The organism is bacterium, assembly GCA_026416715.1.
In the GTDB taxonomy this organism is placed as follows: Bacteria; UBP4; UBA4092; order JAOAEQ01; family JAOAEQ01; genus JAOAEQ01.
The window spans coordinates 41198-56458 of sequence record JAOAEQ010000010.1; the positions used below are offsets into that span (position 1 = coordinate 41198).

Here is a 15261-nt window from a genome sequence, read left to right on the forward strand (position 1 = left end):
GTTCGCTGTTTAAAAATTATTTAACCAACCAGAGATTTTATCCCACCACTTCCACCGTCGTAGCGGTTTCTGCAATCGTAATTCATAACCAAATAGCAATAGGCCAACTCCGGTTGAATATATCGGACTACTTACCGGTTCAGTTAATCCCCGGATACCAAAGGGAGCACCGATTCGTATCGGGAGCTGGAACACTTCTTTCGCCAACTCTTTTACCCCGGGCATTAAGGTCACCCCACCGGTCAACACCACACCCGCTGGTCGACGATATCGATGCGGAACATGGTCTAACTGCTCTTTAATCAAAGTATAAATCTCTTCCATCCGGGGTTGAATAATTTCCGCAAGTTTTTTTCGTTCAACCATTTGCGGTTCTCGGCCAACCACATCGTTAATTTCAAATTGTTCTTCATCTCCTACCAAAGCAACATACGCACAGCCATATTTCCGTTTAATATTTTCGGCATCGAATCGAGTTACCCGTAATCCTTCTGCGATATCCTTGGTAATATAATTGCCACCGAGTGGAATAATCTGGGTATGCCGAATCCCATTCTTCCCAAAAATCACTACATCGGTCGTGCCACCACCAATATCCGCCATAATTACACCTAAATCCCGTTCATCATCATTCAGTATTGCACGGCTTGAGGCTAACGGTTGTAATACGATATCTTCTACCTCAACTCCTGCTTGATTAACTGATTTCGCAATATTATTCGCTGAAGTTAAAGCTCCTGTGACCACGTGGATTTCAACATCTAGTCTTGTCCCTGCAAAACCGATGGGATTCTTAATTCCACTCTGTTCGTCTACAATATATTCTTGAACTAAAGTATGAATTATTTCACGACCAGCAGGAGTAACCATTGCCATTGCTTTTTCGCGAGCGCGCGCGACATCTTCTTCCGTTATTCCACGTAAGGGAGCAACCACCTCAATTCCAGCTCGCGCATTCTGACATTGAATATGATTTCCGCTAATGCCGACAATTGCTTTTTTTACTTCAACATTCGCTATATCTTGTGCTTTCTGCACAGACCGTTGAATTGACCGGGTTGTACTCTCTAAATCTACTATCATTCCACGTTCGAGTCCTTCCGAGGGAACCGTCCCTATCCCGATAATACTCATCTCTCCATCTTCGTGTATTTCAGCAATCAATGTTCTGACTTGCGTAGTCCCGATGTCTAGCCCTACAATAAGATTTTGTTTTGTTTTAGCCATACTTAATGTTCCTTTAACGTTTACACGTTTCAAGTTCTAGCTATTGTTGGTACTTATGTTTGTACCTTATTGGATTCCGTTCCTTTATCTCGCTTTTTATTCACAATTTTGGGCTTCGTTACAATGCCTTGTTTATCAAATCGTAAATCTATATATTCTTCTTCCAGCTGCTGCTGTTTTATTATCTGCCAGATGTGTAACAATTTGTTTAATCGTTCTTCAAAATTTTCTTTCCCAAGACGAATTTCTGTCCCTTCATGCAGCGTATACAACAAAAGGTTATCCGGTGCAGTAATATTGAATTCTGATATTTCCTTCAGAAACCATGGCGCATTTTCTTTTAAATAGGTGATAACCGTTAGAACATTCCGCATTCCGTCTGAATTGATACGGGTTGGATGTTCAACGAGTACATTCTCTGGGACTGTAACTATCGGTAATTCTTGTAACGATTCCGGATATATTCCTGGTAGCAGATATCCTTCAGCATCAACACCATACATTTCTTTTCCGCATACTACTGCGATAGGACTACGTTCAACTACATCTATTCGTATCGTAGCTGGAAACCGTTTTTGTATCCGAACTTCTTTTACCCAGGGATGAACCATAACTCGCTTAATAATATTCCGTGTTGGTAAAGTGACTAGATTCTTTTGCAACTGTACATCGGCTAAATTAAGTATTTCGGTTCTATTAATCTGTTTTGTTGTACTAATTTCGACTTTACGCAGCGAAAAATAATTAGACCAGAATACAAACATAGTTAATTGAATCCCTACAAGAATTACGATCAACATCAACAATCCAGTTAATACACCATGCAATACCTTTTTCCAAATATAGTGTGGTGGAATGTCTTTCTGAACTTTACGTTTCTTCTTTTTAAGATGTTCATTATTGATTTTTATATGGGTATAGATGGATTTCATATGATTGTATTTCCATAAACTTCATAACCTTACGGCGTCAGATTACTTCATTATCATCTGTGGCAATTTGGATGAAATTATACACTCAGCTCGCGCCGACTATCTTAACTTCTAGCTCTAAATCAATATTAAATTCTCTTTTCACCTTTTGCTGAACAAGGTTAATCAGTTCTAGGCAATCCTGTGCTGTCGCATTACCAACATTAACGATATAATTTGCATGTTTCTCTGAAATCATCGCTCCACCTATTCTGGTTCCTTTCAATCCAGCACGGTCAATCCATCGTCCTGCTCCTTCACCTTTCGGATTCCGAAAAAAACAACCTGCGCTCGGATATTCTAACGGTTGTGTTGCCGCTCGCCGGTCGGTATATTGCTGCATTTTGGCTAATATTTCCTGCTTATTACCCGGCAGCAATTTCAATAAACATTCTACAATAATTACTTTATCAAGATTGGTTTTATGTTCATCAAATGTTACTTCTTCTTTTGTTAAAACTTTAATATTTCCTTCAAAATCTACAATCGTTATCGTAGCAATACATTCACTAATCGAATGGTTAAAAGCTCCAGCATTCATATATATCGCTCCACCAACGGTTCCAGGGATGCCAACAAGCGCTTCCAATCCGGTTAATTCCGCAGCCGCAGAAAATTTTACTAAATCCGGTAACATAACTGCGGCACCGCAACGGATTAACAGCGTATCCACTTGCTCAATGTGTTTAAATCCTTCACCGAGTTTAATCGTTATCCCAGGGATACCGTTATCTCGCACCAATATATTCGACCCAGCGCCAAGGATAAATGGCGTAATTCCTTTATGTTTCGCATAGTGGAGAATTTGAGTCAAGGATTCGATGTTTTCCGGGATAACTAATAGTTCTGCTTTTCCTCCGATTTTAAGCGTCGTATAATCTTTCATTATCGCTTGCGAAATGACTTTTCCCTGTATCGGCGGAAAAGGGTCATCGACACTCAGCCTAGTTTGCATTTTTTGTTTCAAGCGAGCCACCAAATCATCTGCCAATCGCCAAATATCTCCCGCACCTAAATAAATTACAATGTCACCAGGTTGAACGGTTTTAATAAGATAATCATTAATCTCGTCACGGTTAGGAATATAAGTGATACGTTCAAATCCATTGATTTTAGCAGCGTCAATAATTGTCTGACTTGATATACCCGGAAGTGGCGTTTCTCCAGCAGCATAAATTTCTGTAATAATCAATTCATCGGCAGCTGTAAAACTTTGTCCAAACTGCTCTGCTAGAAATTTGGTACGAGTATATCGATGCGGCTGAAACACAGCTATAACCCGTTTTGCATCACCGGTTCTACACGCGGCAATCGCTGCTGCAACCTTACTTGGGTTATGCGCATAATCATCGACAACGGTTATACCATTCACTACACCCTTAATTTCAAACCGTCTCCCTACCCCGTTGAATCCTTCCAATCCCGGAAGAATTTGCGCAATATCGAGTTCTAAAACGATACCAACCGCAATCGCAGCTAATGCATTCTGTACATTATGTTTACCTGGCATTCGAATAGCTACTTCCGCTTTCTTTTCATTCTTATAAATTAAATCAAATCTACTCCCGAATTGGACGTATCGAATATTTTCTGCACGAACATCAGCTTCCCGATGTAAACCAAAAGTCACCACCGGCCGAATTGACTTTTCGACTAATGTTCGTGCGGTCGGATCATCATAGCCAATCAAAACAAAACCATCCGGTGGTACTAAATGCATGAATTGAATAAATGCGGTAACGATATTTTCAAATTTTCCATCGTAATGCTCTAGATGGTCTGCTTCAATATTATTAACAACCGCAATTTTGGGGGTTAGCCGCAAGAACGATTTATCACTTTCATCGGTCTCCGCAACCAGCCATGTCCCTCGTCCGAGCATTGCAGAACTGCCAATTTCTTGAACCTTCCCACCGATAATTGCTGTTGGTTGTAATCCCGCATGGAGCAACATTGAGAATATCATCGAACTAGTAGTAGTTTTACCATGGGTTCCTGCGACAGCGATAACCTGTCGCGTTTTCATTAAATCAGCTAATAAATCTGCCCGATGCCAAATTGGAATATTCCGTTTTTTTGCTTCGACTAATTCTGGATTTTCTGGATCTATTGCGCTCGAATAAACGACTAAATTTGCCCCGTTAATATTTTCGGGTGCATGACCGAAATACACTTTTGCCCCTAACTGTTGCAACCGCTGTGTCGCTTCAGAAACAGATTTATCAGAACCGGACACTTCGTACCCTAACTGGAGATATACCTGAGCTAGTCCATTCATACCTGTTCCACCGATTCCGATAAAATGAATATGTTTTACTGCCGAGGATATCTGTTGTTGCTGCATATTATTTTACAAATATTCATTCACTTAATCTGCTGTAGCGGATATAAACTTATTGTTCGCTAATTGCTGGATAAGTTTACAAAGGTCGAACGTTGCATTCGGTTTACCTAATTGCCGACTTTTTTCAGCCATTATTGACAACTTTTGTTTGTTTTGCATCAATGCGGCAATTAATTCGACCAAGTTTGATGTAGTTAATTCACGCTCTAGAACCACTTTCGCTGCACCGTGTTGTTCAAGCATTCGTGCATTTTTTTCCTGATGATTCGCCGTCGCATAGGGATATGGAATTAAAATTGCAGGCACCCCACAAACCGTAATTTCTGCAATAGAAATTGCTCCAGCTCGACAAATTACTAAATCTGCTGCGGTATATGCATTCATCATTTCATGAATATACGGAAGAATAATCACCTTTATTTTTGAGGTTTTCACTTGCTCAACTATGTTAGGATAATTTTTTTGGCCGGTCTGCAAAATAATCTGCAATTTTATATTACGCTCTTCCAATATTGGTAACGCAGAAACTATCGCCCGGTTGATCGTTAATGAACCTTGACTGCCACCAAACACTAACAGAGTAAACACATCTGGTTCAAGTCCGAATAATTGTCTCGCTTCTGCTTTGGATACCGTTTGTTTCGGTAATCTCACCGGCGTTCCGGTAACGGTTACTTTCCCTATCGGAAAATATGCGCTCGTCTCAGGAAAACTAACTGCAATTGCGGTTGCTCGTTTCCCAAGGAATTTATTCGCTAATCCTGGAATCAAATTCTGTTCTAAAATCAACGTAGGGATTTTCTTCCGTTGCGCAGCATACACGGTGCTCACGGAAACATATCCACCGGTTCCGAAAACCACATCCGGTCTAAATTGCGAAATAACTTGCGTCGCTTGTTTGTAACCGTAATAGTTTTTAAATAATGCACGAACGTTAGTTACCGATATTTTTCTGGATAACCCCTGCGCTTCGATACCAAAGAACGTTATTGGCAATCCAGAATTAGTTACTATCTGTTCTTCTAATCCATTTTTTTTACCAACATACCCGAATTGCGCATTTGGTTGTATTTGCAATAATCCCTGGATAACCGCTATTCCCGGATAGATATGACCGCCGGTTCCTCCGCCAGAAATCAATAGCTTCATCCCGTTAGATACAGTATTTTGCGCCATAGATAATCAACGGATGTCTTTAACTCGTTCAGTGGTATATTTCGCAACATTAAGCAAAATTCCTATACCGAGTAACATAAATAATAACGATGACCCACCGTAACTGATAAGCGGTAATGGCATTCCTTTAGCTGGTAATAAGCCCGAAACAACACTAGTATTAATTATTACTTGCATAGCAATAAGCGAAATTACTCCTGCAACCAAGAGCGTTCCAAATAAGTCTTTAGAGCGAATTGCTACGACAGCTCCGAGTATGATTAACAATAGGAAAGTGGAGAGAACCGCTATAGTTCCAATAAATCCTAATTGTTCGCCAATAATCGAGAAAATAAAATCTGTATGACCATCGGGGAGATATCCAAATGCCTGAAGACTTTCGCCTAATCCTCGACCGGTTAAACCGCCGGAACCTAGCGCAATAAATGATTGGTTGACTTGATATCCCGCACCCATTGGGTCACTGCTCGGGTTTAAGAAAACTAATATTCTTTTCCAGCGATACGGATGTTTAATCAGCTCATAAATCAATACGGGAATTGCTAGCGCAATCAATAAATATAATTTTCGCATTCCTGAAATAAAACAGAGTGCCGATGCTATCGCAACCATCACCACCGCAGTTCCTAAATCCGGCTCCAGCAACACTAATATTGCTAATAATCCCATAACTACCGTGACAGGAAATAATCCGGTAGAAATCTTTTTTAATTGGTCACCTTCCTGCTTTCTCGTCAAGACATCTGCCATATAGATAATCAAAGCTAACTTCGCAAATTCTGATGGTTGAAAGCTAATTGGACCGAAGTAAATCCAGCGAATTGCACCATTAACCCGTTTCCCTATTATGAGCACAACAAAGAGTAACAATAATGCAACAAGTAAAACAAACCGACTTACTTTTCGTAATTGTTGATAGTCCAAGCGCATCATAAGCAACATAGCAAAGATACTGATTATTGCCCAGATTAATTGACGCATAAAGAAATAATATGGATTGTGATATTTCTTTTCACCTAAATAAAAACTTGAATTTAATACCATTACTAGACCAAAACACACGAGAATAATCGTTACAATAAATATTGTCGCTTGTATTTTCGTCTTAAACTCTAACATATCATTTTTCCTCCTATTTTTTTAATTGTTCTGCTAATGTATCCGTTCGAAAATAACGTTTATTCTTGGCAATTGCTATAGTTCCATTACTATTTGTTTGAATATGCGTCCACGTTCTTCAAAATCGGTAAACATATCATAGCTTGCGCACGCCGGAGATAATAACACTGTATCTCCATTCACAGCTTTTTCATACGCAAGTTTGACCGCTTCTTGCATCGAATCAGCTTCAAGTATTGGACAGCTACTCTCTAACGCAGTTCGCATTTTCTGCCGCGCTTGACCAATCAGAATCAACTGTTTAACTTTTTTTTGCAATAACGGACGTAACGGAGTATAATCGCTTCCCTTGTCTTTCCCACCAGCAATGAGAATGATTGGTCCTGAAAGGCTTTTAAGTGCGGTTATCACCGCAACCACTGTTGTTGCTTTAGAATCATTGTAATATTTGACGCCGTTTAATTCGCGAACAAACTCCAACCGGTGTTCTACTCCTTTAAATGCTTTTAGCGGCTCGACCAGTTTGGAAGGAGCAATACCACAACATACCGCAATAGCGACTGCAGCGAGTGCATTTTCAACATTATGTTCGCCAGGAATATTTAATTCTTTCAGCGGGATAACCGCTTCGTCCCAATTGCCAAACTTGACCCAAACATTATGCTGGTTAACAAAAACTCCTTCCTTCAAGTTTGTTAATCGGGAAAAAAAGATTTTTTTCGCTTTAACTGCAGATACATACTTCTGCGTTTCAATATCATCCGCATTCAATACTGCAAAATCGTTTCCGGATTGATATTCAAATATTCTGATTTTTGCTCGGGCATAACTTTCAAAATCCGGATATCGGTCAAGATGATTCGGCGTTAAATTTAACAGGGCACCGATATAGGGTTTAAATGTCGTTATCGTTTCCAATTGGAAACTGCTGATTTCGGAAACGATTAAACCTTCCTTCGGAACTTGTTCAGCTACATTGCATAATGCAAATCCGATATTGCCAGCAACTTCGACTGGAGCTGACCATGCTGATTTCAACAATTCACCGGTTAACGTTGTCGTCGTGGTTTTTCCGTTCGACCCGGTAATAGCTATCCAGTTCGCTTGCGAAAATTGATATGCTAACTCGATTTCGCTAAGCACCGGAATGTTTCGGTTTTTCGCTTCTTGCACCGCTGGAATATCCGTTGGAATACCAGGACTTAATATAACCAGTTCTGCGGATTTAATGTCTTCGACCTGATTGGCTGACGTTGAGATTTCAATTTCCGGACTCACTAATTGCTGAATGAATTTTTCTAAACTCTCACGGGGTTTAATATCGCTGATTTTAACTTTTGCCCCGTGTTTAGCCAATAAATTTGCTGCAGCAACTCCGCTTCTTGCCATTCCTAAAACTGTAATGTTCTTGTTCGTAACCGATAAACCTAACCTTTGCATTATTTCTTATGAAAAATCAGTCTTCTCCGTGATTATTTCTTCTCGATTTTTGAATGGAGCGGAGTGGGTATTGCTCTGAGCAATTCCCACTATTCACCTGTTCGAAATAAGGTAAAATCCTACCTATTTTTACCGTAATTTTAGCGTGCTTAACCCAATCATCGCTAAGATTGCCGCAACAATCCAAAATCGAACAATGATTGTCGATTCATGAACACCGGCTCGTTCAAAATGATGATGTAATGGTGACATTAAAAATACCCGTTTGCCGCGCAGTTTATACGAAGCAACCTGAATGATTACCGAAAGAGCTTCAATCACAAAAACTCCACCAATGATAACCAGAGTCAATTCCTGTTTAATCAGAATGGCGATGATCCCGAGTGCTCCTCCTAATGCTAATGAACCGGTATCACCCATAAACACTTTAGCGGGATGTGCATTAAACCATAAAAATCCTAATCCGGCACCGACGAGCGCTGCTACGAAAACAGTTAGCTCACTTGCTTCTTTAACATACGCAATTTGTAAATATGCGCTATAATCTGCTCGACCAACAATATATGTCATCACGACATACGCCAACGCGCTAATCGTTACACAACCGATAGCTAATCCATCAAGTCCATCGGTCAAATTCACGGCGTTCGAAGCTCCAACTATGACTAACACCACAAAAGGAATATACCACCAGCCTAGCGTCGGATGGAAGTTTTTGAGGAACGGAAAATAAAGTTGGGTGGCTTTATCTGGAATAATAGGATAATAATAAAGATACAGGCCAACGGCGATGCCTAAGCATATCTGCCAGAATAATTTATTCGCAGCGGTTAATCCTAGCGACCGACGCATAACCAATTTGATATAATCATCTAGAAATCCAACCGCACCAAACCAACAGGTTACAATCAACATCAAAATGACTAGTCGATTCGTCAAATCGCCTAATAGTATCACTGGTACTAAAATCGAAATTAGGATTAATATCCCGCCCATGGTTGGCGTTCCGGCTTTGCCTTTATGCATCTCGCTAAGATCAGGTCCTTTTTCTTGGTCAATTTTGCGGATATATTGACCGATTTTCATCTGCCGCAATCGTGCTATAACTTTTGGTCCGAGAAGTAAACTGATTAATAACGCTAAAAATGCGGCTGTCGCTGACCGGAACGTAATATACCGGAAAACATTAATTCCAGGAATATCATAAAGCTTATTGAGATAATGGATGAGAAAAAGATAGAGCATAATTGTGTCAATTTATACACAATTGGCTATACAGTTTTTGCAAATCGAATACAATCTCTTCGAATTTAAGTTTCCGTGAAGCTTTGACCAAAACTAAGTCGCCAGAATGAATTAATCCGCTTAATACCTCAACTGCTTGCTGATTGGAATCTAATTCAAATATCCGTTCCGGAGCCATACCTGCTTGTTTTGCGCCATCCGCTATCTGGCGGGCTAATTCGCCGACCGTAATTAAATAGTCCAAGTTCAGGTTTGCAACCTTTATGCCGACTTGCTGATGCGCTGAAACTTCAATCTGACCTAGTTCTCGCATCGTTCCTAGCACCGCTATTTTTCGACCGGTTACCTTCAAATTAGCAATGGTTTCCAAAGCGGAATGCATTGACTTCGGATTCGCATTATACGCATCGTTGATGATGATTATCCCATTAAGTTCAATCAATTCCATTCGCATTTTCGCCGGTTTAATGGTAGCTAATCCGGCAGCAATTAATTCAATATCTGGCATTAAACTCCACACTGCTGCCGTGGATGCTAGTGCGTTATATACATTGTGTTGGCCAAGAATGGGCATGCATACCTGGTGGTATCCTTGGGGACTAAGTAACTGAAATTCTATCCGCATTTTTTCCTGGTTGAACCTTATTTCTGTCGCTCGAAAATCTGCTCGATTTTGAATCCCAAAGGTTAAAATTTTCGCTTTGGTCAATTCTTTAAACCGCGCTACCCGTTCGTCATCAATGTTCAGCACAGCGGTGTGATTTTCGTTCAACGAGGTGACTAATTCCGACTTCGCCATAGCAATTTCATCAACTGATTTAAAAAATTCTAAATGCGCTTCCGCTACATTAGTTACAACTCCAATAGACGGCTGGCTGATTTCGGCTAACCGCTTAATTTCTCCAAGGGCACTCATTCCAAGTTCAATTACTGCAACTCGATGCTTCGTTCCCAACTGAAATAAAGTGAGCGGTAATCCGATTTCATTATTTAAATTCCCTTCGTTTTTCAGGACACTAAATCGCTGATTTAATATCTGCGCAACCATTTCTTTAACCGTAGTTTTTCCGTTACTACCGGTTATCGCAATCACTGGAATGTCAAATTGCGCTCGATAATGTTTCGCTAAATCGCCTAAGGCTCGTTTCGTATCTTTAACTTGAATCACGAAATGATTTTGCCATTGGATATGTGGTAATGGATTTCCTTCGGCAATTAGAATTCCGGCAGCACCTTTTCGAATCGCTTCTTCGAGAAAATTGTGTCCGTCGAAATGCTCGCCTTTAATGGGTACAAATAAATCACCGATGGTAAGGGTTCGCGTATCCGTGCTAATGTTCGTTACCGGTAATCCCCATGTGTCATGGATGAGTTTCCCTTGTGTCCATTGTACAATTTGCGTTACGGTAATTGATTCCAAAGGTCTACCTCAATATTTTTTGGGTTAATATTTCTCTAGCTACTTCAGCATCATCAAAATGAATCGTTCGATCGGCAAATATTTGGTAGGTTTCGTGTCCTTTTCCAGCAATAACCACAATATCTCCTTTTTTTGCTAATTCAATTGCGGTTGCAATTGCCGTTTTTCGATCCAGAACCACTTGATATTTATCGGCTCCATTACTAACCCGTTTAATCCCGATTTCGATATCTAATGCGATTCGGGCTGGGTCTTCAGACCGGGGATTATCTGAAGTTATGATAACTAGATCAGCTAACTTTGCTGCTATTTCTCCCATCTTAGGTCGTTTACCTCGGTCTCGGTCTCCACCACAGCCGAAAACGACAATTAGTTTCTGTTTAGTTAACTGTCGAGCCGAACGGAGTAAATTGAACAATGCATCTTCCGTATGAGCATAATCGACAATTACCATAAAATCTTGACCAGCATCAACCAACTGAAATCGACCTGGAACGATGGAGACTGATTCTAATCCCGATTTAATCTGCTCTAATGAAATATTGGCTTTCAATACTGCAGCTGCTGCCGCAAGTGCATTATAAACGTTAAACATACCGGCAAGCTGTAACTGGATTTCGGTTTTCCCGAGCGGAGTTATTAAATCGAACACTAATCCTGTTTGACGTGGTACGATATTTGCAGCTCGAACTTCCGCATCATTCGCTACACCATATTTCACTACCGGAACGGCACTAGCGGCAATAACCTCAGCTGCGTATTGGTCATCAATATTAACTACTGCAAATTTAGGATATTTTTTATCATATCCCTGTCCGAGTTTAACGAATAGAATACATTTTGCTTTAAGATATTCTTCTAACGTATTATGAAAATCGAGATGGTCTCGGGTTAGGTTGGTAAATATTCCGACATCGAAATCTATTCCATCGACCCGTCCTTGCGATAACGCATGCGATGAAACTTCCATAACTAGATAATCACAGCCGATTTCAACCATTTGCGCCATGATTTGATTTAGCTCTAGCGCTGACGGTGTCGTATTTTTCGCAGGTATAATGTTCCCACCAAACCGATATGCAATCGTTCCAATGACACCAGGACGATATCCGGCACTTCGTAAAATTGATTCAATTAAATAGGTGGTCGTCGTTTTCCCATTGGTGCCAGTTATTCCAATAACCGGCATTTTCTGGCTCGGGTAACCATAGAATTTTGCTGCTAAGCTAGCTTCTGCAGAACGAGTGTTTGGCACTTTAATAAGCGCAATCTGCTCCGGAATTCCAGCGAGTTCTTTATTAATTACAAGCGCAACCGCTCCGTTTTCAATAGCTTGTGCTGCATATCGATGTCCATCGGTTTTATATCCTTCAATACAAATAAACAACGAACCGGGGGTAACTTCCTTCGAGCTATGCGCAAGCCCGAGAATTTCAAGTTCAGGATTACCTTGAATAAACTCTTTTTGTGGCAAAACTGAAATTAATTCACCTAATCGCATAATCAGATATTATCGCTCCTGCAAATTTGAAAAATAAATTACACAATTCGTACCAGGTTTGAGCGCTTCACCAGCAGGGGGATTTTGAAATACTGCAATCCCACTACCGACATACCGAACTGGTATTTTGTATTGTGCGAAGAGATAGGCAACCTTCCGTTTAGTCATTCCTTTAACATCAGGCATCAATACTAACGATGACGTTGGCACGGAATTAGGTATCTTTCCATCTAAATTTACCAACTGAATATTTCCATCTATAATACGTTGCCCTTCTGGGCTATCTGATGGATATGGAACATCGGAAACTATCGGTTTATCAACATTGTTTTTATCGTTTCCTATGGATTCTGGAAGTTTTTGCGCTATCGTTAGATCACTATTACCCTTCGTACTATCAGTATCAATTACCGGTAACGGTAAATTTACCCCTAACTGGGTTAATACTTCACATGCGATTTTTTTAAATGCTGGAGCGGCTACTGTTCCGCCATAATACCCATTACAACTCGGTTCATTAATAATTACACTAATGACTATTCGGGGAGATTCTGCGGGCACGAATCCAATAAACGACGAATTATATTTACCACTTTTATATCCGCGACCATCATCTGATACTACCTGAGCGGTTCCGGTCTTACCAGCAACTCGATATCCGTCAAGTTTCGCTAATGTACCGGTTCCTCGTTCAACTACCCCCTCCATTATTCGAGCGAGTGTCTTTGCAGTTAATTCACTTATCACTCGCCGCACCGGTTCAGGTTTTGATTCTTTAATTTTATTTCCTTTAGCATCGTAGATTCCTTTCACAATTCTCGGTTTCATAAGCATTCCGCCGTTTGCTATCGCAGCTAATGCACAGGTTATCTGAATGGGACTCATCGAAATACTTTGTCCAAATGCGATCCGTGACATGGTTAACGGTGTCCATTGGTTCAATGCAGGAACTACACCATAGGTTTCTCCGGGTAATTCGATGCCGGTTCGATTCCCAAAACCAAAATTTATTAGATATTGGCGAAATGTTGCGGGAGGTATTCGCTGCGCTACTTGATGTATTCCAATATTACTACTCACTTCTATTATCTCCGGAAATGTTAACCATGCATACGGATGGGTATCGCGTAATACTCGATTGCAAAATACTATTTTTCCATTATATCCATAAAATTTATCAGTTAGGCTAACTACGTTTTCTTCTAAAGCTGCAGCAGCTGTGAATATTTTAGCTATTGAACCAGGCTCGATTACATCTTCAACGGCACGATTTCGTGAAATGTTTTTCCAAAGTTCTGGCTTTTTTGCGTATTCGCAAAACCGATTTAAATCATATTTTGGTTCATTCGCTAATGCTAATATCTCGCCCGTATTTGGTTCCATAACAATTACACTCCCGCCAGCAGCTTTATGCTTCTTGATAGTCTCTGCTAAAACTCGTTCCGCAACATATTGAATCGTCTCATCAATGGTTAGATATAACTGTTCCCCTTGAACGCTTAGTAGTGAGGAATCATCTACCGGCGTAATCGGTTTCCCTAAGGCATCAACTACGGTTTGTATTACTGCAAATGATCCGCAAATATTTTTTTGTTGTTTTTGTTCTATCCCTGTTAATCCGCGATTTGCATGTCGGACTTTATAGCGTTCATCACTATATCCTATCCCAACTGAACCAATGATATGACAGGCTAGTTCTTTTTTGGGATAGTATCGTTTTGAGACGGGTTCAAATCCTATTTCATTACGAATCCGATATTTAGCGATGATGTTTTGTAGTTGCTGATATTGAGCAAGGTCTATTTCACGGGCAATAATTCTTCGCTGGGAAGTGGTATCTGTTGTAAATAATTTAAGCAATTCGGGTTCGGGTTGATGGAGTATACTCGCTAACTCTTTTGCTAATTTTACATCAATATTCTTTTTTAATTTATCTGAACCTTTTTTAACCTGAGCAATTGCTTCCGGACTACAAATCACATCATAAGATTCAATACTAATCGCTAATTCTTTTCCATTACGGTCGTAAATTGCACCACGTTTTGCTGGCAACTGCGATTTAACAATATGCTGGTTATCAGCGAGTACGCGATACTTTTTATATTGTATACATTGGAGATGATAAAGTCTTAGACCTATTGAAGCAAAAATGATGATAAATCCAAGTAGAATGAATAGAATTCGGATTTGATGTGCTCGTGATGTTACATGAACTGATGGTTTCGTTCGCCGCATATATCCTGAAAAGATAATGTTTCTCTTTTGTTGATGGAAAACAAATTGACTGATACGTTTATGTACACCGGCTTTCCCCTAAACAATCTATGGTTTTGCTTCCGCCCTCTGGTAGTAAATAGCAAATTTGGCTAAAATTGCTCCCAGACGATTTCTTTTTTTCTGAACCTCTTGTTCTCCACTATTAGACAATTCTTTCACTGACTGATTACTTGCAGCATAGAGCACATTATACATTTTTTCTGTTTTCTGTGCGCTTGGCGGAAACATCCCCATAGCATTGGCTAATAGTTCAATTCGTTGCGGATGTTTTAATGTTTCAATTTCTTGGGTTAAGTATAGTGCTTGATTTTTTAAACTAAGATTTACTTTTTTTATTTCAGCAATTTGACTTTTTGTTATGTCTATTTGGATCCGGAGAAATTGATGAATTAAAACCGTGATCAGAAAAACAATCACTATGAATAAACATCTTTTTATTAACCGAGAAAACACTGTCGATTGACGTTGAACGCACCGACTTCGACTGATGGTATAGTAGTCATTATGGCGAGCTATGGAATAATTCATTAGATTCACCTCC

The 15261-nt window shown here is 40.0% G+C and carries 11 protein-coding genes; all 11 read right to left on the reverse strand.

The annotated features are described in order from the left end of the window. Nucleotides 1-9 precede the first annotated feature (9 nt). The 11 genes from ftsA to N3A72_05750 all read right to left on the reverse strand — a co-directional run bounded on the left by ftsA (nt 10) and on the right by N3A72_05750 (nt 15248). Entirely contained in the window at nt 10-1227 is a 1218-nt protein-coding gene (ftsA, locus tag N3A72_05700; protein ID MCX7919096.1) for a cell division protein FtsA, read from the reverse strand. Nucleotides 1228-1280: 53 nt separating this feature from the next. Beyond that, nucleotides 1281-2159, reverse strand: a complete 879-nt coding sequence (locus N3A72_05705) for an FtsQ-type POTRA domain-containing protein (protein MCX7919097.1) — start codon at nt 2157-2159, stop codon at nt 1281-1283. An 85-nt stretch (nt 2160-2244) separates the two neighbouring features. Further along, complete coding sequence (gene murC / locus N3A72_05710) at nt 2245-4542, reverse strand: UDP-N-acetylmuramate--L-alanine ligase (protein MCX7919098.1); 2298 nt, start codon at nt 4540-4542, stop codon at nt 2245-2247. 24 nt (nt 4543-4566) lie between these two features. After that, the gene (gene murG, locus N3A72_05715) at nt 4567-5718 is read right to left on the reverse strand and encodes an undecaprenyldiphospho-muramoylpentapeptide beta-N-acetylglucosaminyltransferase (protein ID MCX7919099.1); all 1152 of its coding nucleotides are present in this window, start codon (nt 5716-5718) and stop codon (nt 4567-4569) included. Nucleotides 5719-5724: 6 nt separating this feature from the next. Next, entirely contained in the window at nt 5725-6837 is a 1113-nt protein-coding gene (ftsW, locus tag N3A72_05720; protein ID MCX7919100.1) for a putative lipid II flippase FtsW, read from the reverse strand. A gap of 75 nt (nt 6838-6912) precedes the next feature. Then, on the reverse strand, nt 6913-8277 hold the full coding sequence (gene murD / locus N3A72_05725; protein ID MCX7919101.1) for a UDP-N-acetylmuramoyl-L-alanine--D-glutamate ligase: 1365 nt from the start codon (nt 8275-8277) through the stop codon (nt 6913-6915). Nucleotides 8278-8406: 129 nt separating this feature from the next. Further along, entirely contained in the window at nt 8407-9522 is a 1116-nt protein-coding gene (gene mraY / locus N3A72_05730) for a phospho-N-acetylmuramoyl-pentapeptide-transferase (GenBank protein ID MCX7919102.1), read from the reverse strand. A gap of 7 nt (nt 9523-9529) precedes the next feature. Beyond that, entirely contained in the window at nt 9530-10942 is a 1413-nt protein-coding gene (locus tag N3A72_05735) for a UDP-N-acetylmuramoyl-tripeptide--D-alanyl-D-alanine ligase (protein ID MCX7919103.1), read from the reverse strand. Nucleotides 10943-10946: 4 nt separating this feature from the next. Then, complete coding sequence (locus N3A72_05740; protein MCX7919104.1) at nt 10947-12443, reverse strand: UDP-N-acetylmuramoyl-L-alanyl-D-glutamate--2,6-diaminopimelate ligase; 1497 nt, start codon at nt 12441-12443, stop codon at nt 10947-10949. A 9-nt stretch (nt 12444-12452) separates the two neighbouring features. Then, nucleotides 12453-14678 (reverse strand): transpeptidase family protein, encoded by a 2226-nt coding sequence (locus tag N3A72_05745; protein ID MCX7919105.1) that lies wholly within the window; start codon nt 14676-14678, stop codon nt 12453-12455. Nucleotides 14679-14765: 87 nt separating this feature from the next. Further along, the gene (locus tag N3A72_05750; GenBank protein ID MCX7919106.1) at nt 14766-15248 is read right to left on the reverse strand and encodes a hypothetical protein; all 483 of its coding nucleotides are present in this window, start codon (nt 15246-15248) and stop codon (nt 14766-14768) included. Nucleotides 15249-15261 lie beyond the last annotated feature (13 nt).